The sequence below is a fragment of the Pseudarthrobacter sp. MDT1-56 genome, assembly GCF_059383555.1.
Window position 1 is genome coordinate 170,418 of record NZ_JBWZCK010000002.1, and the last position, 26,667, is coordinate 197,084.

At 67.9% G+C, this 26,667-nt stretch carries 21 protein-coding genes and 1 pseudogene; 9 read left to right on the plus strand and 13 right to left on the minus strand.

What is annotated here, in order from left to right:
- Positions 1-4 precede the first annotated feature (4 nt).
- Together pepN and AC50YC_RS04040 are read right to left on the minus strand one after the other, a co-directional pair.
- Entirely contained in the window at positions 5-2,632 is a 2,628-nt protein-coding gene (gene pepN / locus AC50YC_RS04035; RefSeq protein WP_494952312.1) for an aminopeptidase N, read from the minus strand.
- A 4-nt stretch (positions 2,633-2,636) separates the two neighbouring features.
- The gene (locus AC50YC_RS04040; protein ID WP_494952313.1) at positions 2,637-3,668 is read right to left on the minus strand and encodes a YeiH family protein; all 1,032 of its coding nucleotides are present in this window, start codon (positions 3,666-3,668) and stop codon (positions 2,637-2,639) included.
- A 207-nt stretch (positions 3,669-3,875) separates the two neighbouring features.
- Between AC50YC_RS04040 and AC50YC_RS04045 the strand changes: the two genes are divergently transcribed.
- The 3 genes from AC50YC_RS04045 (at position 3,876) to AC50YC_RS04055 (ending at position 7,282) form a co-directional block, all read left to right on the plus strand.
- Positions 3,876-5,432 (plus strand): circularly permuted type 2 ATP-grasp protein, encoded by a 1,557-nt coding sequence (locus tag AC50YC_RS04045; protein WP_494952314.1) that lies wholly within the window; start codon positions 3,876-3,878, stop codon positions 5,430-5,432.
- A gap of 75 nt (positions 5,433-5,507) precedes the next feature.
- Positions 5,508-6,434: an alpha-E domain-containing protein gene (locus AC50YC_RS04050; protein WP_301230777.1), complete on the plus strand. Its 927-nt coding sequence runs from the start codon at positions 5,508-5,510 to the stop codon at positions 6,432-6,434.
- Positions 6,431-7,282 carry a transglutaminase family protein gene (locus AC50YC_RS04055; RefSeq protein WP_494952315.1) on the plus strand — a complete coding sequence of 284 codons (852 nt, stop codon included), beginning with the start codon at positions 6,431-6,433 and terminating at the stop codon, positions 7,280-7,282. The genes AC50YC_RS04050 and AC50YC_RS04055 overlap by 4 nt, the downstream gene beginning before the upstream one ends.
- 69 nt (positions 7,283-7,351) lie before the next feature.
- On the opposite strand, the gene AC50YC_RS04060 is transcribed toward AC50YC_RS04055, so the two are convergent.
- Entirely contained in the window at positions 7,352-7,840 is a 489-nt protein-coding gene (locus AC50YC_RS04060; RefSeq protein WP_354170594.1) for a pyridoxamine 5'-phosphate oxidase family protein, read from the minus strand.
- Between the two features lie 179 nt (positions 7,841-8,019).
- Here AC50YC_RS04060 and AC50YC_RS04065 point away from each other — a divergent pair, with 179 nt between their 5' ends.
- A complete protein-coding gene (locus AC50YC_RS04065; protein ID WP_494952489.1) occupies positions 8,020-9,711 on the plus strand; it encodes a sensor histidine kinase in 1,692 nt (563 codons plus the stop codon).
- 56 nt (positions 9,712-9,767) lie between these two features.
- On the opposite strand, the gene AC50YC_RS04070 is transcribed toward AC50YC_RS04065, so the two are convergent.
- Entirely contained in the window at positions 9,768-10,496 is a 729-nt protein-coding gene (locus AC50YC_RS04070; RefSeq protein ID WP_494952316.1) for a response regulator, read from the minus strand.
- Positions 10,497-10,843: 347 nt separating this feature from the next.
- Between AC50YC_RS04070 and AC50YC_RS04075 the strand changes: the two genes are divergently transcribed.
- A complete protein-coding gene (locus AC50YC_RS04075; protein WP_494952317.1) occupies positions 10,844-11,296 on the plus strand; it encodes a universal stress protein in 453 nt (150 codons plus the stop codon).
- 82 nt (positions 11,297-11,378) lie between these two features.
- Here AC50YC_RS04075 and AC50YC_RS04080 read toward each other — a convergent pair whose 3' ends face one another.
- From AC50YC_RS04080 to glgC, 3 genes are all read right to left on the minus strand, one after another.
- Positions 11,379-11,849: a pyridoxamine 5'-phosphate oxidase family protein gene (locus AC50YC_RS04080; protein ID WP_494952318.1), complete on the minus strand. Its 471-nt coding sequence runs from the start codon at positions 11,847-11,849 to the stop codon at positions 11,379-11,381.
- Between the two features lie 89 nt (positions 11,850-11,938).
- The gene (locus tag AC50YC_RS04085; RefSeq protein WP_494952319.1) at positions 11,939-13,402 is read right to left on the minus strand and encodes an SDR family NAD(P)-dependent oxidoreductase; all 1,464 of its coding nucleotides are present in this window, start codon (positions 13,400-13,402) and stop codon (positions 11,939-11,941) included.
- Positions 13,403-13,471: 69 nt separating this feature from the next.
- Positions 13,472-14,887, minus strand: coding sequence for a glucose-1-phosphate adenylyltransferase (gene glgC, locus AC50YC_RS04090; RefSeq protein WP_494952490.1), 1,416 nt, complete (start codon positions 14,885-14,887; stop codon positions 13,472-13,474).
- Between the two features lie 95 nt (positions 14,888-14,982).
- Here glgC and glgA point away from each other — a divergent pair, with 95 nt between their 5' ends.
- Positions 14,983-16,188 (plus strand): glycogen synthase, encoded by a 1,206-nt coding sequence (gene glgA, locus AC50YC_RS04095; protein ID WP_494952320.1) that lies wholly within the window; start codon positions 14,983-14,985, stop codon positions 16,186-16,188.
- Positions 16,189-16,269: 81 nt separating this feature from the next.
- Here glgA and AC50YC_RS04100 read toward each other — a convergent pair whose 3' ends face one another.
- Positions 16,270-18,411 carry an acyl-CoA dehydrogenase family protein gene (locus AC50YC_RS04100; protein WP_494952321.1) on the minus strand — a complete coding sequence of 714 codons (2,142 nt, stop codon included), beginning with the start codon at positions 18,409-18,411 and terminating at the stop codon, positions 16,270-16,272.
- A gap of 72 nt (positions 18,412-18,483) precedes the next feature.
- On the minus strand, positions 18,484-19,239 hold the full coding sequence (locus AC50YC_RS04105) for a TetR/AcrR family transcriptional regulator (RefSeq protein ID WP_494952491.1): 756 nt from the start codon (positions 19,237-19,239) through the stop codon (positions 18,484-18,486).
- Between the two features lie 67 nt (positions 19,240-19,306).
- Between AC50YC_RS04105 and AC50YC_RS04110 the strand changes: the two genes are divergently transcribed.
- The 3 genes from AC50YC_RS04110 to AC50YC_RS04120 are packed head-to-tail and all read left to right on the plus strand — an operon-like array spanning position 19,307 to position 22,995.
- Positions 19,307-20,722 (plus strand): acetyl-CoA C-acetyltransferase, encoded by a 1,416-nt coding sequence (locus tag AC50YC_RS04110; protein ID WP_494952322.1) that lies wholly within the window; start codon positions 19,307-19,309, stop codon positions 20,720-20,722.
- A 9-nt stretch (positions 20,723-20,731) separates the two neighbouring features.
- Positions 20,732-22,087, plus strand: a complete 1,356-nt coding sequence (locus tag AC50YC_RS04115) for a 3-oxoacyl-ACP reductase (RefSeq protein WP_494952323.1) — start codon at positions 20,732-20,734, stop codon at positions 22,085-22,087.
- Positions 22,084-22,995 (plus strand): MaoC family dehydratase, encoded by a 912-nt coding sequence (locus tag AC50YC_RS04120; protein WP_494952324.1) that lies wholly within the window; start codon positions 22,084-22,086, stop codon positions 22,993-22,995. Before AC50YC_RS04115 ends, AC50YC_RS04120 begins: the two co-directional genes overlap by 4 nt.
- A gap of 117 nt (positions 22,996-23,112) precedes the next feature.
- On the opposite strand, the gene AC50YC_RS04125 is transcribed toward AC50YC_RS04120, so the two are convergent.
- The 4 genes and pseudogenes from AC50YC_RS04125 to AC50YC_RS04140 form a co-directional block, all read right to left on the minus strand.
- Positions 23,113-24,126: an FUSC family protein gene (locus AC50YC_RS04125; RefSeq protein WP_494952492.1), complete on the minus strand. Its 1,014-nt coding sequence runs from the start codon at positions 24,124-24,126 to the stop codon at positions 23,113-23,115.
- Between the two features lie 186 nt (positions 24,127-24,312).
- A pseudogene (locus AC50YC_RS04130) lies at positions 24,313-25,375 on the minus strand (glutathione S-transferase family protein).
- A 9-nt stretch (positions 25,376-25,384) separates the two neighbouring features.
- Entirely contained in the window at positions 25,385-26,164 is a 780-nt protein-coding gene (locus tag AC50YC_RS04135; RefSeq protein ID WP_494952325.1) for a M50 family metallopeptidase, read from the minus strand.
- Positions 26,161-26,547 carry a TraR/DksA family transcriptional regulator gene (locus tag AC50YC_RS04140; RefSeq protein WP_494952326.1) on the minus strand — a complete coding sequence of 129 codons (387 nt, stop codon included), beginning with the start codon at positions 26,545-26,547 and terminating at the stop codon, positions 26,161-26,163. Before AC50YC_RS04140 ends, AC50YC_RS04135 begins: the two co-directional genes overlap by 4 nt.
- Between the last annotated feature and the right edge of the window lie 120 nt (positions 26,548-26,667).

The following is a 26,667-nucleotide window of genomic DNA, read 5'->3' on the forward strand; positions in this document are numbered from 1 at the left end:
GCGGTTACGGAGCACTCGATACGGGGTTCGCGGGATGGGTCTGCGCCGTGAGGGAACGGTGCAGGTGGCTGCGCTGTTCGATGATGATGCGGCGCAGCGCCCGCGGGGCGTCCGGGTGCCCGGCCAGCCAGTGGTCCGTCCGGACGATGACGGGGTGGGTATCCGGAGTACCGCCGTCCAGGTCCTGCCCTGCCGGGTAGAGTCCGCGGACAATGCGGCTGGCGATCTCGATGCTGCGCCCGGCCCAGACGTCTTCCAGGCACTCGAAATACCGGTCAATGAAACCGCGCAGCAGCGGGGCCGGGCCGGTGTTGAAACCGGCGATGGTCGCGCTGAGCAGCTGATTGGAGAGCGCGGTGCCGTACACCGCATCCGTCCAGGCCGCCTCCTTGACGGCGGCCTCGGGTCGGGCCGCGAGGGCGGTGGCATGTCCGGATTTACCGGCGGCGGTGTTGTCCCGGGCGAGCTCCTCGTCCAGCTGAGCAACTGTTGCCTCCCCGTGGGCGGCCAGGGCATGCCAGAGGTTCCAGCGGAGCTCCGCGTCCACGGCAAGGCCTTCAATGACAGTGCTGCCGGACAGGATGCCGCGGATCAGGTCCAGACGGCTGGCGTCGTAGCGGCTGGCCGCGGCGACCGTGCGCGCCCAGGCCAGCTGCTGGTCGGAGCCGGGCGCTGCCCGCTGGAGCTCGTCCGCCGCGAGGGACAGGAAGCCGTGGCGGACGGCGGACCGCTCGGTCTGGGGGACGTAGCGTTCGATTGCCGTGGCCGCGTTGCCCAGGACGTTGAGCAGCACACCGATGCCGGTTTCCCTGGGCCCAAAGCGCTTGACGGCGTCCACGTAAAGGGACGACGGCGTGACGGCGTCACGGGCCGAGTCCCAGAGGGCGGTCCAGCACAGGGCCCGGGCCATCGGATCACTGAGCGCGCTCAGGGAGGCCCGCGCGGTAGCTTCGGAGCGCGGGTCCAGCCGGACCTTGGCGTAGCTGAGGTCCTCGTCATTGACCAGCAGCAGGGCCGGGCGCACCTTCCCGGAGAGGGCCGCCACCTCGGTCCGGGCCCCGCTGACGTCGGTCTCGACGCTGTCGGTGCGGACCAGGGCGCCGGCGTCGTCCATTTCGTACAGGCCGATCCGCAGCCGGTGCGGCCGTGGCTCCTGCCGGCCCGTCGTCGGGTCCTCGGCGTCCTGGACGATGGTGACCGTGCGGAGGACGCCGTCGTGCGCCTCGATCTCGCTGGTAAGGGTGGAGATGCCGGAGGTCTGCAGCCACTGCCGGGCCCAGTCCGCGAGGTCCCGCCCGGAAGAGGCGCTGAGCGCGGCCAGCAGGTCCGCCAGAGTGGTGTTGCCGTAGGCGTGGTCCTTGAAGTACTGGCGTGAGCCGGCCACAAAGGCCTCGAAACCCACATAGGCGACCAGTTGCTTGAGCACCGAGGCGCCCTTGGCGTAGGTGATGCCGTCGAAGTTCTGCTTGGCTGCCTCGAGGTCGGGGATGTCGGCGACGATCGGGTGCGTGGTCGGAAGCTGGTCCTGGACGTAGGCCCACGCCTTGCGGTTGCTGGCGAAGTTCACCCAGGCCGTGGCCCAGTCCGTGGTGCGGTCCACGCCGAGGGTTCCCATGTAGTCCGCGAAGGATTCCTTGAGCCACAGATCGTCCCACCACTGCATCGTGACGAGGTCGCCAAACCACATGTGCGCCATCTCGTGCAGCAGTGTGTTGGCGCGCGCCTGGTACTGCGAATCGGCGGCCCGTGAGGTGAAGACGTAGCTTTCCGTGAACGTCACCAGGCCGGGGTTCTCCATCGCGCCGAGGTTGTATTCGGGCACGAAGGCCTGCTCGTACTTGCCCCACGGGTACGGGAAGTCGAAGAGCCCGTTGAAGAAGTCCAGGCCGTTCCGGGTGAGGGCGAAGAGGGCCTCGGGGTCGAACGACGGCGCCATCGAGGCGCGGCAGTAGAGGGCGAGCGGCACCTCGAGCCGGGTGCCGTCGTCGAGCGTTCTGCTCCAGAAGTCCTCGGCCCTGAAATACGGGCCCGCCAGCACGGTCGTGATGTAGGTGGACATCGCCTTCGTGGGGGCGAAGTCCCAGCGGCTCGTGTCCGGGTCGCTGGTGAGGAGCGTGCGCTGGCTTTCGATGCCGTTCGAGGACACCTGCCAGGCCGAGGGCGCCATAACGTGGAAGGTGAATTCCGCCTTGAGGTCGGGCTGTTCGAAGTTGGCGAAGACCCGGCGGGCGTCGGCGGGCTCGTACTGCGTATAGAGGTAGCACTGGCCGTCGGCCGGGTCGAAGAAGCGGTGCATGCCTTCCCCGGAGGTGCTGTAGAGCGCGGTGCCCGTGACGGTGACCGAGTTTTCCGCCTGGAGGTTGCCGAGCCGGATCCTGGCACCGTCCACGACGTCGGCGACGGCGAGTTCCTTGCCGTTGAGGACGACGCTGTGCACCTCGCTGCCGACGAAGTCCAGGAACGTTGAGGCCCCGGGTTCCTTCGCGGAGAAGGTGATCACGCTGCGGCTCGTGTAGCCGGCGACGTCCGGATCGGCAGCCTGCCGGACGTCCAGGGAGACGTCGTAGCTGTGGGTGGTGATCAGGGCTGAGCGGGTTGCGGCTTCATCGCGGCGCAGGTTCTGGTTCGACACCCCGCTATCTAATCATGAGGAACGCGGCGCCCAGCCCCAGCCCGGCGATCAGCAGCCAGGACGCCAGCGCGGCCAGCAGGGCCCGGGCCCCGGTGTGCAGCAGCTCGCCCACCCGCACCGCCGAGCCGAGGCCAAAGAGCGCCATCCCGAGCAGCACGTCCTGGAGCACCGCGGCGGCGTCAAGGATGCCGGGGGAGAGCCAGCCGGTGGTGCGCAGGGCGGCCAGGGCGACGAAGCCGAGCACGAACAACGGAACGAGGGGCGGGCGTTTCAGCCCGGCGCCGGCGTCGGCGCTGCTGCGGTGATGCAGTCCGGCGGCGGCGACGATGGGCGCCAGCAGGATCACCCGGGTGAGTTTGACGACGACGGCGACGGCCAGCGCCGTCGCCCCGGCGGTCTGTGCGGTGGCCACCACCTGTCCCACGTCGTGCACCGAGGCCCCCGCCCAGGCCCCGAAGACTTCCGGGCTGAGGCCCAGCGGCTGAATGAGCAGCGGCAGGACACCGATGGCCAGGGTGCCGCACAGGGTCACGAGGGCCACCGGGAGCACCGTGTCCTGCTGCCGGATCCGGCGCACCGCGGCCATCGCCCCGATGGCGGAGGCACCGCAGATGGAGAAGCCGGTGGCAATCAGCAGCGACACCGGCGGCGGCAGCCGGAAGAGGCGGCTGATGCCGTAGGTCCCGGCGAAGGCGGCCAGGACCACGCCCATGATCAGCAGCAGCGCGGCCCAGCCGAGGCCCAGCACATCGACGAGACTGACCTTCAGGCCCAGGATGACGATCCCGGCGCGCATCAGGTGCTTGCCGGCAAAATCCAGGCCCGGCCGGCCCTGGTCCGCGGTCCAGCCGGCCAGCCCCGGGACATTCGCGGCAAGGAGCCCGAACGCCACGGCCAGGGTCATGGCCGGGAGCGCCGGAACCAGGCTGTGGACGGCGAGGGCAAGCACGACGGCGGCGGCGGCCGCCAGCAGGCCCGGCAACAGGCCCGGCAACGGATCAATCCTGAGCAGCGGTTTGAGAGTAAGCGGTGGCACGTGTCTACCTTGACGCAACCGCCGGGAAAAGCCGTTACCGCCACGGCGGCCGCCGCCGGTTGAGCCCGGGTACCGCCCGGTTGAGCCCGGCCGACGGCCGGTCGCCGGGCCGCCGACGGCGCGGCGCCGGACCCTGTCCCGCTTCCGGTGCCACGCTCCAGCGGGCGCCGAAATGATTTCGCAACAAAAAGGTGATTGTCTAGTGACATGTCTGACCTATTCCAGGATTACTCAGTGGCCGCCGAACGTTCCGGCGCCTACGACGAGATGTTTACGCCCGGGCAGGAGCCCCGGAAGTCCTACGGGCAGGTTGCCGATGCCCTGCGTGAACTCTCGCTGGCTGATGTCACCGCGCGCGCCGATTCCATGGCCCGGACCTTCCTGGACCGCGGTGTCACCTTCGACTTCGCGGGGGAGGAGCGGCCCTTCCCGCTCGACATCGTGCCCCGGGTCATCCCGGCCGACGAGTGGACCGTGCTGGAGAAGGGCGTGGCGCAGCGCGTGCGGGCCCTGGAGGCGTTCCTCAACGACGTCTACGACAAGATGACCGTGGTGGCCGACGGCGTCATCCCGCGCCAGCTCGTCACGACGAGCGCCCACTTCCACCGCCAGGTGCACGGCTTCGAGCCGGCCGGAGGCGTCCGCGTCCATATCTCCGGAATCGACGTCGTCCGCGACGCTGCCGGAACCTTCCGTGTCCTCGAGGACAACGTCCGTGTCCCCTCCGGTGTCAGCTACGTCCTGGAGAACCGCCGCGCGATGGCCAAAGGCCTGCCCGAGGCCTTCGGCCAGCAGCTCATCCGGCCGGTCGAAGAGTATCCCCGCCGGCTGCTGTCCGCCCTGCGCAAGACGGCACCGTCCGGCGTCGACGATCCCACCGTGGTGGTCCTGACCCCCGGCGTCTTCAACAGCGCCTACTTCGAGCACACCCTGCTCGCCGGCCTGATGGGCGTAGAACTCGTCGAAGGGCGCGACCTCATCTGCCGCGGAAACCGCGTCTATATGCGCACCACCGCCGGGGAACAGCGCGTGGACGTGATTTACAAGCGCATCGACGACGAGTTCCTGGACCCGTTGCAGTTCCGCGCCGATTCCATGCTCGGCTGCCCGGGCCTGGTCAACGCGGCCCGCGCCGGCGGCGTCACCATCGCGAACGCTGTGGGCAACGGCGTCGCCGACGACAAGCTGGTCTACAGCTATGTCCCGGACCTGATCCGCTACTACCTCAACGAAGAACCCGTGATCGCCAACGTGGACACCTTCCGGCTGGAAGAAAAGGAGGCCCGGGAAGAGGTCCTGGACCGCCTCGACGAACTGGTGGTCAAACCAGTGGATGGTTCCGGCGGCAAGGGCCTGGTGATCGGCCCGGATGCGTCCAAGGACGAGCTCGAGGCGCTGCGCAAGCGCGTCATCGCGGACCCCCGCGGCTGGATCGCGCAGCCGGTCCTGCAGCTGTCCACGGTGCCCACGCTCAGCGGCGACAAGTTCGGCCCCCGGCACGTGGATTTGCGCCCCTTCGCTGTCAACGACGGCGACGACGTCTGGGTCCTGCCCGGCGGCCTGACCCGGGTGGCGCTCAAGGAAGGCTCACTGATCGTCAACTCCAGCCAGGGCGGCGGCTCCAAGGACACCTGGGTGCTCGCTGACTCCCCGGAGGTACCGGTGGAGACCCTGCCGCGGGCGGCCATCACGGTCCGCGAACGGGTCTCGGTCTGGCCCGTCGAAAGCAACTGGCGCGACAGCCAGAAGGAGCAGCAGCAATGAGCCGCGGCCCCGTGTCAATCATCGTTCCGCCGACCTACTCTTTTCAGATTTCCGTTGCGCTGGAGGTAACCGCGAATGCTTAGCCGTATCGCCGAATCACTGTTTTGGATCGGCCGCTATGTGGAACGGGCTGACGGCACTGCCCGGATCCTCGACGTCCACCTGGAGCGGCTTAACCACCTGCCGATGGAGGAACAGCGCAGCGTGGCGCAGGAGCTCCTCGCCGTCATGGGCGCCCGGGCGCAGAGCGAGGAATTCGGTCTTCCCGAACTGCTGAATGCGCTGGCTTACGACAAGCAGAGTGCCACGTCCATTGCGGGTTCCCTTGGCGCGGCGCGGGAGAACGCCCGGCGCGCCCGGGAAACCGTGTCGTCCGGGCTCTGGGAGAGCCTGAACACCACGTACTACGGCCTCAACCAGCACCGCAAGGACGTCGTCGGCACCTACCGCTTCTGCAACTGGGTGCTGGAACGCACGGCCATGGTCAGCGGGCTCGCGGACACCACGGTGAGCCACGACGAGAGCTGGCAGTTCCTGGTCCTGGGCCGCTCGCTGGAACGCGCCGACATGACGGCCCGGATGCTTTCCACCCGGGACGTCCTCTCCGCGGGGATGTCGTGGGTGAACATGCTCCGCTGCGCCGGCGCCTACGAATCCTTCCTGCGGACCCGCCGAGCGGCCTTCGGCGACCAGCACGCCGCCGAGTTCCTGTTGCTGGACCGGCTGTTCCCGCGGTCCATCGTGTATGCGCTGCGCGACGCCGACGAGTGCCTCGCCATGCTGGACCCCTCGGCCCAGCGCGTTGGCTTCATCAACGACGCCCGCCGGATCGTGGGCCAGGCCCGCACCTTCCTCGAGTTCCACCGCACCGATGACCTCATGTCTGAACTGCCGGAACACATGGAGCGCGTGCAAAAGGCCGTCTCACAGGCCTCGGACGCCATTTCCCGTAAGTACTTCAATCAGGCAGACGAACTGGCCTGGGTGGGAGAAGTTTCATGACCCGGCTGAGCATCATCCACAAGACGGCGTACAAGTACAACAAGCGCGTCACGCTCTCCTACAACGAGGCCCGCATGACCCCGCTGACGGATCCCCAGCAGGTGGTGCTGGAGTCCTCCCTGAAGGTTTCTCCGTCACAGGCCGCCCTGAGCAGCTACCGCGACTACTGGGGCACACGCGTCACGGGCTTTGACATGCAGATGCCGCACGAGTACCTCGAGGTCCTGTCCACCACCACCGTGGAGGTGCACCGGTCGGAGAGGATCCCGGCGGAGGCGGACATCCTGGGCTGGGACGACCTCGAGTCCCCGGAGACCCTCAACAAGTTCAGCGACTGGATTCCGCAGTCGCAGCTCACCGGTCCGGGTGCCGAGGTGCTCGGGATCGTTCCCGGCGTCGTCGAAGGCCGCAATCCGCACGAGGCCGCCATGGCGGTCTTTCAATGGATGCGCGGGGAAATGACCTACATGAAGGGCTCCACCGGCGTCACCACGAACGCCGAGGAGGCCTGGAACCAGCGCCAGGGCGTCTGCCAGGACCTGGCACACCTCGCCATCGGCGCGCTGCGCAGCCGTGGCATCCCCGCCCGGTACGTCTCCGGCTACCTGCACCCGCGCTCGACGGCGGAACTCGGCGAGACGGTCGCCGGGCAGTCGCACGCCTGGCTGGAATGGTGGGACGGCGAATGGCGTAGCTGGGACCCCACCAATCACAAGCCGGCCGGCGACTTCCACGTGACCGTGGCGAGGGGCCGCGACTACCGCGACGTGCCCCCGCTCAAAGGAATCCTGTCCGGCGGCGGCGGCTCCGCACTCAGCGTGAGCGTGGAGATAACCCGCCTGGCCTGATTCCCCGATGCGCTACCACTTGCAGCGGTTCTGAGGCTTCAGAACCGCGTTGTCTGATAGAGCATCGGGTTATTCGAGTCCGGAACGGGTGGCGTCATCCAGCGGCGTCCACCAGGTCAGCGGCGGGACCACCTTGAACCGGCGGCCTGTCACGGTGTCCGGAGTGATCCTGACGAAGTGTTCCTTCTTGCCGGCCTGCCAGGGGAACAGCAACAGCCCCACGGTGTCCAGGACCTCCTGCTGGTTCTGCACCGGTGCGGCCTGTCCCTTGATCACCACACTCCAGGCGATGCCGCTGTCGGCGTCCACGCCGTCGGCCTCCACCGCCACCGGCGTGTCGCTCGTAGCGGCCTGGAGCTTGGTGCCGTCCGCCGTGCGGAACACCAAGGTGCCGTGGTCCACCTTGTAATTGATCGGGAATATGTCGGGATGGTCGTCCACCCAGACCGCGAGCCTGCCCACGGTGACACCGCGTAACAGACGCCAACATTCGTGGTGGTCAAGGTTCTCAACTTCGTGTGCCTGCTGGTTTTTTCCCGGCTTCGGATCAGTACTCATGGCGGCGAGCCTACGCCAGGCAAGCGCCAAGGGGGTAGGGGAAAAGGTCACAATCCGAAGCAACATCGTCGTCCGTCTAGGGTCTTTGCGCACGCTTCGGGGTAGTCTGGCAGCACTATCGTCAGCGCGGACGATTGTTGCGTTCGTTGTATCGAATTGGGGCCATGAGCATGCATTCAATGGGGGAACGACCGGATCAGACCGCCACTGAGCCACAGCCCATGATCGACGGCGTCCTCAGGGGCTTCGTTTCCAGGGCCGAGGAATTGCTCCAGTCCCAGGAGCGGATGGCCGGGCTGCTGGAGGCTGTCGTCGCCGTTGCCGAGGACCTCAGCCTCGATGCTGTTCTGGAACGCGTGGTGCAGTCCGCCTGCCGCCTGCTTCATGCCCGGTATGGCGCCCTGGGCGTCATCGGCGACGACCGCGCGCTCAGTCACTTCATTACGGTCGGCATCGACCAGGAAATGGCCCACCAGATCGGGCCGCTGCCCACCGGCCACGGGGTCCTGGGCCTCCTGATATCCGACCCCCGCCCGCTTCGGCTTCATGACCTGCATACACATCCGGAATCGTACGGCTTCCCGTCGAACCATCCCCCCATGAAGTCCTTCCTCGGTGTTCCGGTGCGGGTCCGGGACGTGGTGTTCGGGAATCTCTATCTGACGGAAAAAGAAGACGGCAGTGACTTCACGGCCGAGGACGAGGGCCTTGCCGTGGCCCTGGCGGCCGCTGCGGGTGTCGCCATTGAGAATGCCCGGCTCTACGACGACGCCCGGCGCCGGGCCCGTTGGCTGGAAGCCTGTATGGATGTCTCAGGGCTCATGCTCAGCAGCGACCGCGACTACACCGCCGGCGGACTGGATCCCATCGCAAGCCGGGCTTTACAGGAGTCGGGCTCCCAGTTGGCCCTGCTGGTGGCACCCGCCGCTGACGGCCGCGGCCATATCGTCGCCGGAGTCGCCGGAAAGCGCAGTCCACAGTTCTCCGGCCGTAGGCTCAGGCTCGATTCACCGCTGCTGGAAAGTGTCCTCGACGGCGGCGAACCCGTTGTGCTCGACGACGCCTCAGCCCTCTTCGGCGAGATCGACGGCGGGATCACCGGCCCGCTGCTGGCGGTGGCGCTAAGCACCCAGGGGGCGCACCACGGCCTCCTGCTGCTGATCCGGGACCCCGACGAGTTGCGCTACGCCCGCACGGACATCGAGATGGGTGCCGTCTTCGGCTCCCATGTCGCCCTCGCCCTCGAACTCGCCCGCGTTCACCGGCTCCGCGAGGAGCTGCTGGTCTTCACCGACCGCGACCGGATCGCCCGCGACCTGCACGACCTCGTGATCCAGCGGCTGTTCGCGGCCGGCCTCAGTGTCCAGAGCCTGACCCGTTTTACCAAGGATGAGCTCGCCACCGAACGGATCCGCAACATCACCGCCGAACTCGACGAGGCGATCAGGAGCCTGCGGGACACGATCTACTCGCTCAAGAGCAGCATCGGCGAAACGGAACTGCTGAGCGGACGGATCCGGCGGGTGACCCGCAGCTCGGCGAAATCCATGCCCTTCACACCCCGCCTGATCATCACGGGCCCGGTGGACGCCGTCACGCCGGACAAGGCGGACAATGTCGTGGCCGTGGTGTCGGAGGGGCTCAGCAACGCCATCAGGCATTCCGGCGCGGACACCATCTCCGTTTCGGTCGGTGTGGTCAAGGGCCGGGTGACGGTGGTCATCACGGACAATGGAGCCGGCTTCGCTGAACCCGGAAAACGCCGGGGACTCGCCAACCTGGAGGACCGTGCCCGGATGCTGGACGGCGAATGCACTATCACCAGCGCGCCGGACGCCGGCACGAGCCTTGAGTGGTCAGTGCCGCTCTAGCAGCAGGCGGTGCTGTTTGGCAGACCGTGCCGTTGGCGTGCCCGTGCCGGCTTCAGCTAGCGGACGCCGTGCGGGCGGCTGGGTTCTGCATGGCCACCGGGCGGTACGGGTGAGGACGGCCCGGCAATGAACACCGCGGCCTGGGTCCGGCGTTCGAAGCCCAGCTTGGCCAGCAGCGACGACACGTAGTTCTTCACAGTCTTCTCCGCGAGGAACATTTCCGCAGCAATCTGGCGGTTCGTCAGCCCGCCACCCACCAACTCCAGCACCCGGCGCTCCTGCGGTGTGAGGGAGGACGTCCTGGGATCCACCTCTTCGGCCTCGACAAGGCTCTCAACGATGCCGGCGGCGACGCCCTCCGCGAAGAGCGACTCACCGGTGGCTGCCCGTCGCAGTGCCCCGATCAGGTCGGTGCCGCCGATTTCCTTGAGCACATAGCCGCTCGCGCCCGCCAGTACTGCGCCGCGCAGGGCCTGCTCGTCATCGAAACTGGTCAGGATGATGCAGTTCAGCGACGGGTCAACCGAGCGCACGTCGCGGCAGACCTCAATCCCGGTTCCGTCCGGAAGCCGGGCATCGAGGACACTGACGTCCGGATGGAGGGCTGGAATGCGGCGGGTCGCCTCGACGGCGGAACCCGAACTCCCCACCACTTGGAAGCCCTCACCCTCGAGGAGCTCCTGAAGCCCGCGCCTGACGAGTTCGTGGTCATCCAGGATGAAAACCCGAATGACGGCCGGCGCCCCGTCGGGTGCAGTGAGACCTGCGTCTGCCCAGGCAATCATGATTCTCCTGTCCGGCGGCTTGCGCTGCCATGAATGGTGCGGTGCTCCCCAGCCTGATTTTCGCAGATCGCGTCTGCGGGTCGTGCCTTGTGATCGATTGTTGCTGAATCAGGTGCCGTCGTCGCCGGCGCCACCTGGTCCCGGTTGTTACATTGTCCACTCCGGGAGCTGTTTCCCGTCCCCGGCAACTGCAATTCTTCTCCGTGGTCCGAGCCCCGGCAAGGGTCCTTGGTCCCGCCGGGAGCGGGCCGGCGTGCCGTCCCCGATGACCTTCGGCCCTAGCTGGATCCCCGCCCGGCCCGGCACTATAGGCTGGACGCGAGAACTGTATGACGAAGGGATCTGCCATGACCGAAGCCAGGGACATCCGGACCATTGTGGTGGGGGTTGATGGTTCCGATGCGTCGGTAGAGGCGCTGCTCCAGGCCCAGAGCCTCGCCGTGCCACTGTCGGCGCGGCTGGTGGCGCTGGCCAGCTGGGATGTCCCTCCGGTCTACGACGGTTACGTCGCAATGGGAATCGACGACTTCGACGTCCGTGCCGGGGAAATCCTGCAGGAGACGGTGGAGAAGGCCTTCGGGGCCGACACCCCGGCCAACGTCGAGCCACGCCTCGTGCAGGGACACCCCCGGCACACCCTGATTGAGGCCAGCCGGGACGCCGACCTGGTGGTGGTGGGGCGCCGCGGACACGGCGGCTTCGGAGGGATGCTGATCGGGTCCGTGAGCTCCGCCCTGGTGGCCCATGCCCACTGCCCCGTCCTCGTCGTCCATGCCCCGGAGGTCAAGGCAGCCAAGTAGGCGCCCCCGCTCCGGTCCATCCGCTCAGGCTGGGGCCGGGGCTGATCGGGTCCTCTTGATAGGGACCTGATCGACCGGGGCCCTATTCGAAGGAACTCCGGCGGGGGTCGGCGAGCCGCGTGCTCCACAGGTCCGGCCTGTTGACCTTGAACCGGCGCCCGGTCAGGGCCTTCGGCGAGAGCCGCACGTAGTAGTCCTTATCTCCCGGCTGCCACGGCTCAAGCAACCGGGCGTCGACGGATTCCTTCTCCTGCTGGCTTTCGATCAGTTCAGCCTCACCGCGGGCAACCACGCTCCAGGCCTGCTGTTCATGGGAGTCGTAGCCATCGATTTCGAACGCGATGGGCTTGGCCGTCATTGCTGCCCACAGTTTGGTGCCCCCGGCGGTGCGGAACACGATCGAGCGCCGCTCGAGCGCGAAGTTCACCGGAAAGATCTCCGGATGCCCGTCCACAATCAGGGCGATCCGACCCACGACTTCGGTGTCCAGCAGCACCCAGCACTGGTCCATGGACAATCCGTAATCGGGCGCAGGCGTCGTCTCTGTGTTCATGTGGACCCACGTTACGTACTGTGCCGGGGCCCCATTAGGGCCATAAGGCCCGTAGCCCCCACTGGCCGGCTCTGCTATAGACCGGGTGGTTACCAGGGGCTCGGTTTGTAGTCCTTCAGGAAGACGCCGAACTGGTCCTCGCCCGACTCGCCCATGACTATCGGGTCGTACACCCGGGCGGCCCCGTCGACGAGGTCCAGGGGAGCGTGGAAGCCCTCCTCCATCAGACGCACCTTGGTGTAGTGCGGGCGCTCATCGGTGATCCAGCCGGTGTCCACGGCGGTCATCAGGATGCCGTCCGCGTCCAACATCTCCTGGGCGCTGGTCCGGGTCATCATGTTCAGCGCCGCTTTGGCCATATTGGTGTGCGGGTGGCCGGGGCCCTTGTAGGCGCGGGAAAACTGGCCTTCCATGGCACTGACGTTCACGATGTACTTACGCCGCGCAGTGGAGCGCTTCATCGCCCCGCGGAGCCGGCTGACCAGCAGGAACGGCGCGGTGACGTTGCACAGCTGGACCTCGAGCATTTCGAGGGGATCCACCTCGTCCACCACCTGGGTCCAGCTGTTGATGCTGCCCAGGTCGGGGACCAGGCCGCCGGCGTCGATCGCGGTGCCGGAGGCGATGCGTTCCAGCGAGGCGGAACCGGTGGACAGCGCCAGTGAGGTGATCGCGTCCCCGGCCAGCACCGGGTGCTCCAGGACGGTGCTCGCCAGGGCCAGCGGGTGCTTGTCGTGGGCATGGCCGAAGGTTACGAGTTCCGGGCCGCCGTTGGCCGCCTGGAGGGCCGCGGGAAGCGGTTCGTCCTCGGCGTCGACCAGCGGCTTGTAGGCGTTGCCGGTGCGGCGCACGGTCTGGGCGGCGTTGTTGATGATGATGTCGAGCGGGCCCGCGGCGTCCAGGGAGTCTGTCAGTGCCATCACCTGCGAGGGGTCGCGCAGGTCAATGCCGACGATCCGCAGCCGGTGCAGCCACTCGCCGCTGTCTTCCATCGCGGCGAAGCGCCGTGCGGCGTCCTTGGGGAAGCGGGTGGTGATGGTGGTGTGGGCGCCGTCGCGCAGCAGCCGCAACGCGATGTACATGCCGATCTTGGCCCGGCCGCCGGTCAGGAGGGCACGGCGGCCGCTCAGGTCCGTCCGGGCGTCGCGCTTGCTGTGGCTGAACGCGGCGCATTCCGGGCACAGCTGGTGGTAAAACGCATCCACCTGGGTGAAGTGCTGCTTGCAGATGTAGCAGGGCCTGGACTTGATCAGGTGCCCGGCGATGCTCCCCGTCGTGGAGGGGGCGAGCTTGTTGCCGCGGGTTTCGTCGTCGATCCGGTCCGGGGCCGCCGTCGCCGTCTGGGCGATCACGGCACGGTCTGCTTCGGCGATCAGATCCCGCTTGCTGACCCGGCGGTGGCGCTTGACGGCCTTGAACATCTTGCCGGTGGCACGGCGTACCGAAACGTAGTCCGGGTGCTCCTCGTCGTAGACGTGGATGCTGTTCAGGACCTTCAGGCAGGCCTGGATTTCCTCGGGGGTCAGATCGGAGGGCAGATCGGGAGAGCTCATTGCCCCAATTTTACAGCCTGCGGGAAGCCCGGCCCGACGCCGGGGCCGGGCTCCCGCTGCTGGTCAGCCTCAGGGGGTGTTGCCGGACCGCGGAGCAGAGACGCCGACGGCGGCCGCCTGGACTTCCGCGACCTTGTCCACGGATTCCCGCAGCGCGGGCCAGTGCTCCGTGGCGGCCTTGACCGCATTCGGCACCAGAATGAGGTTGGCGGCCGACAAAGCGCGCTCCTGCTCGCCGGGTTCCGGGACGAGCTGTCCCTTGGACAGGACGGTGATGCCCGAGTCGGTGACCTTGAAGCCGCGCGCCCGGTCCAGTTCGTGGTCGAGGCCGATCGCGGCGCCCGCCGGGACCTTGACGTTCTTGTCGATGATGGCCCGCTTGACGACGGCGCCTTCACCGATGTTGACCTTGTCCATCAGCACGGAGTCGAGCACCCGGCTGGACGTGCCGACGTAGACGTCGTTGGACAGCACGGAGCCTTCCACAATGCCGCCGGAGATCACGGTGCCGCTGGCAACGATCGAATCCAGGGCGGTGCCGACCGTGTTTTTCTGGCCGCGGACGAACTTGGCCGGCGGGGAGATGCTCTGCCGCGTGTAGATGGGCCATTCCGAGTTGTAGAGGTTGAACACCGGCACGGGGGAGATGAGGTCCATGTGTGCGTCGTAAAAGGAATCGATGGTGCCGACGTCGCGCCAGTAAGTGCGGTCGCGTTCGGTGGAGCCGGGGATCTCGTTGAGGGTGAAGTCGTAGACGCCGGCCTCGCCCTTGTCGACGAAGTACGGAATGATATCCCCGCCCATGTCGTGCTTGGTGTCCAGGCGTTCGGCATCGACATGCAGGGCCTCGACGAGGGCGTCGGCGTCGAAAACGTAGTTGCCCATGGAGGCAAGGAACTGGGTGGGGTCGGCGGCCAGCCCCGGGGTGGAGGACGGCTTCTCGACAAAGGCCGCGATCTTCTCCGGGTTGTTATGGTCCACTTCGATCACACCGAACTGGTCCGCCATGTGCAGCGGCTGGCGGACGGCCGCGACGGTGGCCTTGGCGCCGCTGGCGACGTGCTGGTCCACCATCTGGGCGAAATCCATCCGGTAGACGTGGTCTGCGCCCACGACGACGACGATGTCCGGGTTGGCGTCGTGGATGAGGTTCAGCGACTGGTAGATGGCGTTGGCGCTGCCGAGGAACCAGCTCTTACCCACGCGCTGCTGCGCGGGGACCGACGCGATGTAGTTGCCCAGTTGGGTGGACATCCGCCAGGTTTCGGAAATATGGCGGTCCAGGCTATGCGACTTGTACTGCGTCAGGACGACGATCTGCAGATAGCGGGAATTGACCAGGTTCGATAATGCAAAGTCAATAAGCCGGTAACTTCCAGCGAACGGGACGCCGGGTTTAGCCCGGTCCGCCGTCAGTGGCATGAGCCGGTTCCCCTCGCCACCTGCGAGGACAATGGCCAAAACTTTCTTATTCGGCATGGTGATCGCTCCTGAACGCCTTTGTACTTCCCCAAACAGTCCGGCACGCCCGAACGTCTTCACACTAGATCAGTTCCACCGTAACGACTACCTTGGGGTTTGTGCGTATAGACATTGTGACCAAAGAATTCCCGCCCGAAATCTATGGCGGCGCCGGGGTCCACGTGGCCGAACTCAGCAGGGTGCTCGCCCAGCACGTGGATCTGCAGGTGCGCGCCTTCGGCGCGCCCCGTGAACCCGGGTATCACGGAGCGACGGTCACGTCCTACGCCGTGCCCGAGGATCTCGGCGGGGCGAACGCCGCGCTGCAGACCCTCGGGGTGGACCTGCGGATCGTTCCGGACATCGCCGGCGCGGATTTGGTGCATTCGCACACCTGGTACGCCAACATGGCCGGGCACATCGCGTCGCTGCTGCACGACATTCCGCATGTGCTCAGCGCCCACAGCCTGGAGCCGCTGCGCCCGTGGAAGGCCGAGCAGCTCGGCGGCGGCTACGCCCTGTCCTCCTGGGTGGAAAAGACCGCCTACGAGGCCGCGGCCGCCATCATCGCCGTGTCCGAGGGCATGCGCCAGGACATTCTCCGCAGCTACCCCGAGGTGGACCCGGCCAAGGTCAAGGTGGTGCACAACGGCATTGACGTGAGCCTCTGGAACCGGGACGAGGGCGAGGACGTCGTCCGGGCCCTCGGGATTGACCCGGCCCGGCCGAGCGTCGTCTTCGTGGGCCGCAACACGCGCCAGAAGGGCGTGCCGTACCTGCTGCGCGCCGCCGCGAAGCTGCCCGCCGACGTCCAGCTGGTGCTGTGCCTCGGTGCCGCCGACACCCCGGAACTGGCGGCCGAAACGGCCCGCCTGATCGAGCAGCTGCAGACCCAGCGCAGCGGCGTGATCCTGGTGGAGCGGATGCTGCCGCGCAACGAACTCATCCAGGTCCTCAGCCACGCCACAGCGTTCGCCTGCCCCTCGATCTACGAACCGCTCGGCATCGTGAACCTTGAGGCCATGGCCTGCGGCGCTGCCGTCGTGGCCAGCGCAACCGGCGGGATCCCCGAGGTTGTCCAGCACGGCGAAACCGGACTGCTGGTGGACATCGAGCAGGTCACGGACGGGACCGGCACTCCGCTGGACCCGGAAAAGTTCGTCACCGAATTCGCCGCCGCGCTGACCGAGGTTGTGTCCGATCCCGCCCGGGCCCGGTCCATGGGCCAGGCCGGCCGGCGCCGGGCCGAGGAGCACTTCTCCTGGGAATCCATCACGGAAACCACCCTCGAGGTCTACCGCTCGGTGCTCCCCAAGGGTTCCTGACCCCTGACCCCTGGAACTCCATTAGCAAACGACGGCGCCGCCCCGGTTCAGGGGGCGGCGCCGTCGTGGTCTCAGGCTGGATCAGGCGCCGGAAGCCTTCCCGTGGCTCTTGCGGGCCAGCAGGATTTTCTCGTCCACCGGGGCGTCGCCGCTGGCGCGCTGCGAGCGGAAGTACTCGCGGGCCTCGTCCTGGCGGCGCTGCTCGGCGCCCGTGGCGATCTCGGCGCGGAGGTGTTCGGGGCCGAACCCGAAGGCGTCGACCAGGTCCAGGGCGTGCGGGCGGATCTTCACGAGCAGGCGGTTGATGTAGTCGCCCACGGTCCGGGCGCGCTGCATGGAGAGCCGGCCGTTCATCAGGTACCAGGACAGGTTTTCCTCGATCAGGGACAGCCCGAAGAGGTCGCGAAGCCAGGTCAGGACCTTCCTGGTGCCCGGGTCCGTGACCTTGCCCAGCGCTTCGGTAAAGGCTTCCCACTGCAGCAGCTCGGCGTGCGCCTGGGCAGCTTCGATAAGTTCGTTCTGGTGGCTGTTGAACAGTGCCGCGCCCTGCTGCTGCGGCAGCTTGTTGGCCCCCTTCAGTGCCGAGCCGACGTCGGCAACCATGGTCTGCACCCGGTCCGTCAGCAGCGCCCGCTGGCTGGCCTCGTCCTTGATCGCGATGGCTGCCTTCTGCACCGACCCGGTATCCGCCATGAACTGCGCGACACCGCGCAGGCCGGTCCGGTGGATGGCGGCGCCGGTGGCCTGGCCGACCACGTAGCGGGCCAGCACGCCGAAGTTCACGGTGCGGAATTCCTTGGCGTAGTCGGCCAGCAGCCGCTTGGCGACCAGCTGCAGCAGGACCGTGTTGTCCCCTTCGAAGGTGGCGTACACGTCGAGGTCCGCGCGCAGCGAGGCGAAGCGGTTCTCAATCAGGAAGCCGGCGCCGCCGCAGGCTTCGCGGCATTCCTGCAGGGTGTCGAGCGCGTGCCAGGTGCTGAGCGGCTTGAGCGCGGCCGCGAGGGTTTCCAGGTCCTGGCGGTCCTCGTCGGTGTCAGTCCGGCCGGAGAAAACGTCGTCGAACTTCTGCAGCAGCTGTTCGCTGGCGAAACCCGCGGCGTACGTTGTGGCCAGGCGGGTGAACAGCCGGCGCTGGTGCCGCTGGTAGTCCAGCAGCACTTCCTCGTCGGTCTGCGAGGAGGCGTTGAACTGGCGGCGTTCCGTGGCGTACTGGATCGCCGTCTTCAAGGCGAGCTTCGACGCGGTGACGGCGGCGCCGTCGAGCGAGACTCGGCCCTGGACCAGGGTGCCGAGCATGGTGAAGAAACGGCGGCCCGGGCTGGCGATGGGGGAGCTGTAGCTGCCGTCGGCGTCGACGTTGCCGTAGCGGTTCAGCAGGTTGGTGCGCGGGATCCGGACGTGCGTGAAGTGCAGCCGGCCGTTGTCGATGCCGTTCAGTCCGCCCTTGACGCCGTCGTCCTCGCCGCCGATGCCCGGCAGGAATTCCTTCGTCCCGGGGTCGCGGAGGTCCATGTAGAAAGCGTGGACGCCGTGGTTCACGCCCTGCGTCACCAGCTGGGCGAAGACGACGGCGGCGAGGCCGTCCATGGCGGCGTTGCCGATGTAGTCCTTCCATGCGGCCCGGAACGGGGTGTGCACCACGAATTCCTCGGTGGCCGGGTCGTAGGTGGCGGTGGTGGCGATGCTGGCGACGTCCGAGCCGTGCCCGGTCTCCGTCATGGCAAAACAGCCGGGAATGTCCAGGCTCATGATGCCGGGCAGCCACTTCTGGTGGTGCTGCTCGGTGCCGAGGTGGCTCACGGCGGAGCCGAACAGTCCCCACTGCACACCGGCCTTGATCTGCAGCGAGGGGTCGGCGATGACAAGTTCCTGGAACCCGGCCACGTTGCCGCCGTGTTCGTCGGCGCCGCCGACGGACGCGGGGAAGGCGCGGTGCACTGCGCCGTTGTCCACCAAAATCTTGAGCTGGCCGAAAGTGCGACGGCGGTGCTCGGTATGGGTCAGCCCCTCCGTCTTGTGCAGTTCAGGCTGGCCTGCGAGCGCCCGTGCGGTGCGGCGGGTGTCGGCCCACTTTCCCAGGAGCAGCTCGCCCAGTGCGGCGACGTCGACGGCGGGGGCCACCGCTGCCGGCGCGCCGGGCGTGGCCGGCGGGCGTGTGGAGGCCGGCTTCGCGGCAGGGACGTTCGTAGGGGAGCCCGCGGGGCGGTCGGCTAGTTCGGTCATGTCGATTCCTTCGTTGGTTCTGACAAGGTCGGTGCTGAAGTCGGTGCTGAAGTCGGTGGTGGAGTGAACGGGTTAGCCCGTTCCTGCGGACTCCGGGCCTGCGGAATCCCGGTCCCGTTGCTCCGGGGCGGCCGCAGCACGGAGCTCGGGGGCGATGCCGAGGCACAACCAATCGGTGATCTGGCGTGCCATGGCCGCCTGGTCGGGTTTGGTGGGGGACGCCGGACTGGCCAGCCATTGTTCGCCGGCGTTCCGGACGAGGCCGATCGCCGCGTTCGGCCAGTATCCGATCACGGCCTCGTGCCCGGCCGAATCGCTGAGGTAGTTGCGCATGGGCCGGGCGATCATGTCGCTGATCGCCGCGAAAAAGTGACCCAGGGCTCCGGCGGTGGCGAGGGTGCCGCTGGTGGCATCCCCGGGGGTGTAGCGCGTGACGAAGGTGTAGACATTGGGGCTGGTTTCCGCCATCTGCAGGTACGCGGACACCATCGCCAGCAGCCCCTCGCGTGGTGTTTGGGCGCTCTGGGCGGCTTCCTGGATGCGGCGCTGCATCTGGCTCAACACCACTTCGCCCACGGCCTGCTGGAGCCCGGCCTTGTCCCCGAAGTACCGGTAGAACACGGACTTGGAGGTACCCGCCGCGGCGGCGATGTCTTCCATGGACGCATCACTGCCCAGGCTGTGCACGGCCTTCCGGGCTGATTTGATCAGCTCCCGGCGGCGCTCTTCACGGTGCGACTGCCAGCGCGAGGCGCGGCCGTCCACACTGCCGACACCGGCAGGGCCGGAGCCTGGTGCGCTGCCGCCGGGAAGGTCTGTCTGGGGGATGTTCACGATACTCAGCGTATCAGGTACGCTGGGTATCGGTAACCGCTTTGATCAAAGGAGACAGCCCATGTCCGTCAACGGACAGTCCGCACCCGGACCAAAGGAATCAACCGCCCCGGCGACGCCCGAGGCCGTCACGGCAGCAGCCTCCCCTTCCGCCGCAAGCGCCGAAGCGCCGACAGGGCCGCGGCTCCGCAAGGCAGTCATCGTTGGTGGCAACCGCATTCCCTTCGCCCGCACCGGGGGCGCCTACACCAAGTCCTCCAACCAGGACATGCTGACCGCGGCCCTGGACGGTCTCATCGCGCGGTTCGGCCTGCAGGACGAACGCATCGGCGAGGTTGCCGCCGGGGCGGTGCTCAAGCACTCCCGTGACTTCAACCTGACGCGTGAGGCCGTGTTGGGCTCCGCCCTGTCCGCGGAGACTCCGGCCTACGACCTGCAGCAGGCGTGCGCCACCGGGCTGGAAACGGTCCTCGGCCTCGCCAACAAGATCAAGCTCGGCCAGATCGATTCGGCGATCGCCGGCGGAGTCGACTCCGCCTCGGACGCACCCATCGCCGTGAGCGAGGGCCTGCGCGAGGTTCTCCTGGACCTGAACCGGGCCAAGACGCTGCCGCAGCGGCTGCAGGTCCTCAGCCGCCTCCGCCCTAAAGACCTCACCCCGGACGCACCCAACACGGGCGAACCGCGCACCGGCCTGTCCATGGGGGAACACCAGGCGCTCACCACGGCGCAGTGGAAGATCTCCCGGGATGCGCAGGATGAACTGGCCTTCAACAGCCACCGCAATCTCGCCGCGGCCTACGACGCCGGCTTCTTCGATGACCTGCTCACCCCCTACCGCGGCCTCACCCGGGACTCCAACCTGCGGGCCGACACCAGCCTCGAGAAACTGGCCACCCTCAAGCCCGTTTTCGGCAAGAACCTTGGCGCCGCGGCCACCATGACGGCGGGCAACTCGACCCCGCTCACCGATGGCGCCTCCACGGTGCTGCTCGCAGCTGAGGACTGGGCGGATGCCCATGATCTGCCCAAGCTGGCCACCGTTGTCGACGGCGAGGCGGCCGCGGTTGACTTCGTTCACGGCAAGGACGGGCTGTTGATGGCTCCGGCCTTCGCTGTGCCGCGGCTGCTTGCCCGCAACGGGCTCAGCCTCGACGACATCGACTTCTTCGAGATCCACGAAGCCTTCGCCGGTACGGTGCTGAGCACCCTGGCCGCGTGGGAGGACGAGGAATTCTGCCGCACGCGGCTGGGCCTGGACGGAGCCTTCGGCAGCATCGACCGGTCCAAGCTCAACATCAACGGGTCCTCCCTCGCGGCGGGCCACCCCTTCGCGGCCACCGGCGGAAGGATCGTCGCCTCGCTCGCAAAAATGCTCCACGCCAAGGGCCACGTGGACGGCCGCCCGGCCCGCGGGCTCATCTCCATCTGCGCCGCCGGCGGCCAGGGCGTCGTCGCTATTCTTGAAGCACACTAGGGGGATCCGATGACCGACAAATACACCCAATTCGTGAGCCAGGGCCCGGGCAGGGACATTGCCAGGAAACTCGGGCTGCCCCAGCCGGTAGTGCTGCGCCGCCACCAGCCGGGACAGCCGCTCGTCAGCGGGCCCGTGCTGGTCCAGGGTGGCGGCAGCGGCGCCGACGCGCTGGCCTCGACGCTCCTGTCCTGGAATCTCGATGTGCGCCGCCACGCGGTGCCGAAGGAGAAGCTCGGCGCCATCATCCTCGTCCTGGATGAACTGGGCCGTCCGGAGGACCTGGAAAAGCCGGTGCTCACCGCCGCCACCTCCCTCCGGGACCTGTCAGCCAACGCCCGCGTCATCACCGTCTCCCGCACGGCGGCGGATGCTGCAAATCCAGCCAGTGCGGACCCGGCGGCCGCGGCAGCCCGCCAGGGAGTGGACGGGCTCCTCCGCTCGCTGGCCAAGGAGCTCCGTGCCGGCGCCACCGCCAACGGCATCCTGCTCTCCGACGGCGCCGGCACCACCAGCCCCAGCACCCTCGGAGCGCTCCGGTTCTTCCTCTCCGGCCGGTCCGCGTTCGTCGACGGGCAGTTCCTCACCGTCAGCTCCGGCGAAGGGCAGCTGCCGGCCGACGCCGAGAAGCCGCTCGCGGGGAAAGTCGCCGTCGTGACCGGAGCCGCGCGCGGAATCGGAGCCGCGATTGCGCGCACGCTCCACCGCGACGGCGCCACGCTCGTCGTCGTCGATATCCCGGCGGCCGGTGACCACCTTGCCGCCGTGGCCAACGAGGTGCATGGCACGGCTCTGCAGCTGGACATCAGCCGCGAGGACGCCGGGCAGCGGATCATCGACCACGCCGTGGAACGTCACGGGCGTCTGGACATCGTGATCCACAACGCCGGCATCACCCGGGACAAGCTGCTCGCCAACATGGACCAGAGCCGCTGGAACTCGGTGATTGCGGTCAACATCGCCGCGCAGCTGCGGATCAACGAGGCCCTGCTGGCCTCTGAGCATTTCCGGAGCTCCCCGCGGATCGTCTCCGTCGCCTCGACCAGCGGCATCGCCGGCAACCGCGGCCAGACCAACTATGCCGCCTCCAAGGGCGGCGTGATGGGCATGGTCCGGGCCACGGCTCCGCTGATCGGCACGCACGGCGGCTCCATCAACGCCGTTGCCCCGGGCTTCATCGAGACCGAGATGACCGCGAAGATTCCCTGCGCCACCCGCGAGATCGCCCGGAGGCTGAACTCCCTGCAGCAGGGCGGCCGGCCGGGCGACGTCGCCGAGGCCATCGCGTTCCTGGCCAGCGACGCCGCCGGGGGCATCTCCGGCGAGGTACTGCGCGTCTGCGGGCAGAACCTGGTGGGGGCATGAGCCTTTCGCAGCCGGTCATCCTGGGGGAGATGCCGTCGCTGTCCAAGCTTTACGTCAACGCGGCAGCCACCGCCGCCCGACGCCGGGTTCTCGGCACCCATGCGGGCGCCGGGCTCCCGGAGGCACGGCATGAAGTCCGCGGCGTCAAGGCGTCGGTGGAAAACCTCACGGCGTACCAGCACCTGATCGGCGAGACCGCGAGCGATGTCCTGCCGGCCGGCTTCATCCATGCGCTGGCGTTCCCGCTGGCGATGAGCGTGATGAACCGGGATGATTTCCCGCTGCCGCTGCTGGGGATGATCCACCTGGAAAACCGGGTGGTGCAGTCCGCGCCCCTCCGGTTCACCGAGGCGCTGGATATTCAGGCGTGGGCGGCGAACCTGCGGGGGCACCGGTCCGGCACGCAGCTGGACCTCGTCGCGGAGGTGCGTCGTGCGGGGGAGGACGCCGTGAGCTGGCGCGGTGTCTCGAGTTACCTCGCGAAGGGCGTGTTTCTGCCCGGAATCGACAAATCCACGGCCGCTTCGGCGGCGGCGGATTTCTCGGCGCCGGATCCGACCGCGCTGTGGCAGCTGGGCGTCGACACGGGGCGGGCCTACGCCACCGTGTCCGGCGACTTCAACCCGATCCACCTGAGCGTCCTCTCGGCCAAGGCCCTGGGCCTGCGACGGTCGATTGCGCATGGCATGTATTTGGCGTCGCGGGCCCTGGCGGACGTGGGGGCCGCCAAGGGCGATGCCTTCAGCTGGGATGTGGCCTTCGAGGCGCCGGTATTCCTGCCAGCCCGCGTGGCGCTGGGCATCAGCACCGGCCAGGACGCTGACGGGGCGTGGGGACGCTCAGACTATGTCGCCTGGAATTCGCGGTCCGGACGCAAGCACTTCAGCGGATCTGTGGCCGCGCTCTAGTTCCACCTGGCCGAACAAGGTGACGGCGGTGTCCGCCCCGGAAAGGGGAGGGCGCCGCCGTCGTTGTCTGCGCTGTTATCCGGATTATTGCCGGCATGAATGCCCGGGAACCGCCCGCTACTGCCTGTCCGCGGAGTCCTTTACCACGCGCAGCATCCGGTGCAGGCTCAACAGGATCGATTCGACAGCGCTGGGGGCGTCGGTTGCCGCTTCCTCGGCGCCAACGCGTGCCGTCAGGGACTTGACGGCGGCGTCGGCTTCTTCACTCAGCTCCACCTGCCGGTCCGGGCTCTCCGTCTCAACCGCCTCCAGGACGTCGCCGACGGCGGCCATAGCGTCGGCGAGCGGCGCAGCGTATTCATCCGGCACCACAAACGGAGTGTCCTTGGCCCAGATGACATCCGAGAGCACCTGCGTCACGTCCTGGACGTGGAAGGTCACCCGTTCCAAGTCCCGCAGGTTGCGGTAGTCCAGCTCAATGTCCCGCGGATGGAGCCGGCGCCGGGGGTTCGCCCGCCGGCTGGCGTCCGCCTTCTCCACGGCCAGGCGGACGGAACGCGCGGACGCTTCGAGCGCGCCGGACCGCTTTGACCAGTCTTCGTGCTCCGGCGGCCAGCTTTCCTTCATCGCCTTGGCCATGTCCCAGAGCTGCTGGGCGAGCGCGAGGCGCAATTCGGCGATGCTGAGCTCGGCGGCGCGGAAATGAAGTGGCGGGAACACCAGCAGGTTCACGAGGATGCCCACCGTAACCCCGGCCCCCATCTGCAGGAGGTAGCCGAAGGAGAACTGGTCCGGGTTGTGGCCGCCGACCAGCAGGACCAGCAGCGCCGCCGTCGGGATCCAGTCCCGGCCCGCGCCGATCTTCGGGAGTCCGGCCAGGATGACGCCGAAGGCCATCACGACACCGACCGTCAGCGGCGTCGGGCTGCCGAGAATGAACAGTACAAAGGCCAGCCCAACGCCGATGGCGAGTCCCGCGAGCGTCTGCACACCCTGCTTCATGGAGCCGGCAACGTTCTCGTACATCGCCACCAGGGCGCCCAGCGGAGCGTAGTAGGGGTAGTCGGCCGCGGAGCCGGGCATAAACGGGGCGATCGCGAAGGCAATGCCCGCAGCAAGTCCAGCCTTCATGGCCAGCTGCAGCCGGGGCCACAGCAGCGCTGAACGGGCGTTGCCGGTCACCACCCGCCAGAGTCGCAGGGGCAGTGAGGGGCCGCCGGTGTGCGTGGCCTCGTCTGTAGTAGTCACCCGGCTCACCCTAGGCTGGGGACGTTGCTGCGACAACTGGACGAACCCCTCAGGCCGGCGCCGTTCGGCTCAGCCGGCGCCGTGCCCCGGAGCGACTTCCTCCCCGGCCCGGACCGGTCCCGGGGGCGTTCCCTCGCCGAAGGGGCGGCCGCCGAGGGTGTCGCGGCCGTGGGCGGTCAGCCAGTTGGCAAGCTCCGGCCCCGCCGGAACGATCCCGGTGGGGTTGATGTCCTCGTGGACGATGTAATAGTGCTGCTTGATCTGCACGAAGTCGATGGTGTCGCCGAACCCGGGGGTTTGGAACAGGTCACGGGCGTAGGCCCACAGCGCGGGCATCTCGCTGAGTTTCTGCCGGTTGCATTTGAAATGCCCGTGGTAAACGGCGTCGAAGCGAGCCAGCGTGGTGAAGAGCCGGACGTCGGCCTCCGTGATCGTGTCTCCGACAAGGTACCGCTGTCCGCTGAGGCGCTCCTCACCAGTCCAAGGCGGTCCAGAGCCGGTCGTAGGCGGCGTCGTAGGCTTCCTGGGAGCCGGCGAAGCCGCAGCGGTACACGCCGTTGTTCACCTCGGTGAAGACCCTCTTGTTGACCGCGTCGATCTCCTCGCGCAGTGCCTCCGGGTAGAGGTCCGGGGCGCCGGGGCGGTGATACGCCGTCCACTCGGTCGCGAAGTCGAGGGTGATCTGCGGGAAGTTGTTGGTCACCACCTGTCCACTGGTGACGTCGACAATGGCGGGCACGGTGATGCCGCGGGGATAGTCCGGGAACCGCCGGAAGTAGGACTCCTGGATCCGTTCCACGCCGAGCACCGGATCCTTGCCGTCCGGGTCCAGGTCGAAAGTCCAGGAGCGTGCATCATGGGTGGGGCCGGGCTGGCCGAGGGAAATGGCGTCCTCGAGGCCCAGCAGCCGCCGCACGATCACAGTCCGATTCGCCCACGGGCAGGCGCGGGCCGCGATCAGCCGGTAGCGTCCCGGCACTACCGGCCAGCCGGGCTCACCGTTCCGGCCTGGGGCGCCGTCGCGGGTGATCCGGTCCTCGATGTAGTTGGTGTCCCGGTTGAACTCGGCGCCGCCGGTAACGTAGGCACCCTTGGTGCTGAATCCCGGGTCGTCCGTGTGTGTTGTGCTCATGGTCCCAGCCTATGCCGGGCCGCCGCCCTGTCCGGGCACCGTAGGCAATGGCAGTGTTGCGAACACCTGCGACATCGGCTGCCAGGCTACCCACCACGCGGCACCGACGACGGCGGCGAACAGGACGATCCAGACGGCGGCGGGGATGCGGGTTGCCCGGGAGAGCAGGTAGGCGTCCGAGGTCGCCAGCCGGTCCCGTCGCTTCAGGTGGACGTTGGCCAGCTTGCCCAGGTCCCGGACAGCGGCGACGAGGAGCGCCAGGCCCAGGACGATCATCACATGGCCGTTGAATTCGGGCGGGACAAACAGCACGAGCAGGGCGGCGGCCAGGACCGCGGCGGCGGTGATCAGCAGCCCGATGCCGTTGCGGATGAACAGGAACGAGGCCAGCAGGATGAGGGTCCCGAGCGACATCGCCGCCGGACCCCAGCCGTTGAAGCCGCTCCAGACCATCGCTGCGCCGACGACGGCAGGCACCGGGTACCCCCAGAACGTGGACCAAACGGCGGCCAGGGGTTTCCGGCTGTAGGTGGTAGTGGTGCCCGAGTGGTCCAGGCTCAGGTGGATGCCGCCGAGGCGCTGCCCGGTCATCAGCGCGGCGAACGCGTGGCCGAGTTCGTGCGTGACGGTGGCCAGCAGCCCGAAGTACCGCCAGGTCACCCGCGGCAGGGAAAGGGCGACGGCCAGGAGGATGACCAGGGCCAGCTCAGTGCCGGTGACGTGCGGGACGGGGGACTGGGTGAATCCGGCGACAATCCGGGTCCACCAGGTCTCGGCAGGATTGGTCATACCGACGTTCGGTCCGGTGTCCCTGCGGCGCCCGCCGGTCCGGCGCTGTGCCGGATGCAGTACGGGGTCCAGGGCCTGGCCTCCAACCTTCCCTCCGCGATCTGTTCCCCGCACACGGCGCAGATGCCGTACGTGCCGGCGTCGATCCGTGCCAGGGCCGCCTCGATCTGCGCGAGGCCCTGACAGCTCTGTTCCAGCAGGGCCGAGGCCTGGGAGAGCTCAAACGCGATCGTCGTTCCCTCGGGATCGTGTTCGTCGTCGACATTTGAATCCTGCCGGGCGGCGTTCACCGAGGAGATGTCCCGGCGCAGCGCGGGGAGGAGTTCAAGTTTCCGGCGGCGCTCCTCCTGGAGGAGGATCCGGAACCGTTCGACGTCGACCATAGGCTGCAAGGCTAGCGCGGACGTTGCGGCCGAGTCTAAAGCCGGCGTCGTCTTCCGCGCCGGGCCGGCTTCATTCCGCTGGGCCGAAAGGCCCGGTGCGCGGGTTCGTGTCCGCCGTAA

What these genes read in the sequence shown, in the direction of transcription:
- AC50YC_RS04125 (WP_494952492.1), bottom strand. Translation starts at nt 24,126, where the DNA reads ATGAAGGCTGGACTTGCTGCGGGCATTGCCTTCGCGATCGCCCCGTTT.
- AC50YC_RS04110 (WP_494952322.1), top strand. Translation starts at nt 19,307, where the DNA reads ATGTCCGTCAACGGACAGTCCGCACCCGGACCAAAGGAATCAACCGCC.
- AC50YC_RS04080 (WP_494952318.1), bottom strand. Translation starts at nt 11,849, where the DNA reads ATGAACACAGAGACGACGCCTGCGCCCGATTACGGATTGTCCATGGAC.
- AC50YC_RS04135 (WP_494952325.1), bottom strand. Translation starts at nt 26,164, where the DNA reads ATGACCAATCCTGCCGAGACCTGGTGGACCCGGATTGTCGCCGGATTC.
- AC50YC_RS04050 (WP_301230777.1), top strand. Translation starts at nt 5,508, where the DNA reads ATGCTTAGCCGTATCGCCGAATCACTGTTTTGGATCGGCCGCTATGTG.
- AC50YC_RS04115 (WP_494952323.1), top strand. Translation starts at nt 20,732, where the DNA reads ATGACCGACAAATACACCCAATTCGTGAGCCAGGGCCCGGGCAGGGAC.
- AC50YC_RS04065 (WP_494952489.1), top strand. Translation starts at nt 8,020, where the DNA reads ATGGGGGAACGACCGGATCAGACCGCCACTGAGCCACAGCCCATGATC.
- AC50YC_RS04140 (WP_494952326.1), bottom strand. Translation starts at nt 26,547, where the DNA reads ATGGTCGACGTCGAACGGTTCCGGATCCTCCTCCAGGAGGAGCGCCGC.
- AC50YC_RS04070 (WP_494952316.1), bottom strand. Translation starts at nt 10,496, where the DNA reads ATGATTGCCTGGGCAGACGCAGGTCTCACTGCACCCGACGGGGCGCCG.
- AC50YC_RS04055 (WP_494952315.1), top strand. Translation starts at nt 6,431, where the DNA reads ATGACCCGGCTGAGCATCATCCACAAGACGGCGTACAAGTACAACAAG.
- AC50YC_RS04060 (WP_354170594.1), bottom strand. Translation starts at nt 7,840, where the DNA reads ATGAGTACTGATCCGAAGCCGGGAAAAAACCAGCAGGCACACGAAGTT.
- AC50YC_RS04045 (WP_494952314.1), top strand. Translation starts at nt 3,876, where the DNA reads ATGTCTGACCTATTCCAGGATTACTCAGTGGCCGCCGAACGTTCCGGC.
- AC50YC_RS04075 (WP_494952317.1), top strand. Translation starts at nt 10,844, where the DNA reads ATGACCGAAGCCAGGGACATCCGGACCATTGTGGTGGGGGTTGATGGT.
- AC50YC_RS04120 (WP_494952324.1), top strand. Translation starts at nt 22,084, where the DNA reads ATGAGCCTTTCGCAGCCGGTCATCCTGGGGGAGATGCCGTCGCTGTCC.
- AC50YC_RS04085 (WP_494952319.1), bottom strand. Translation starts at nt 13,402, where the DNA reads ATGAGCTCTCCCGATCTGCCCTCCGATCTGACCCCCGAGGAAATCCAG.
- AC50YC_RS04100 (WP_494952321.1), bottom strand. Translation starts at nt 18,411, where the DNA reads ATGACCGAACTAGCCGACCGCCCCGCGGGCTCCCCTACGAACGTCCCT.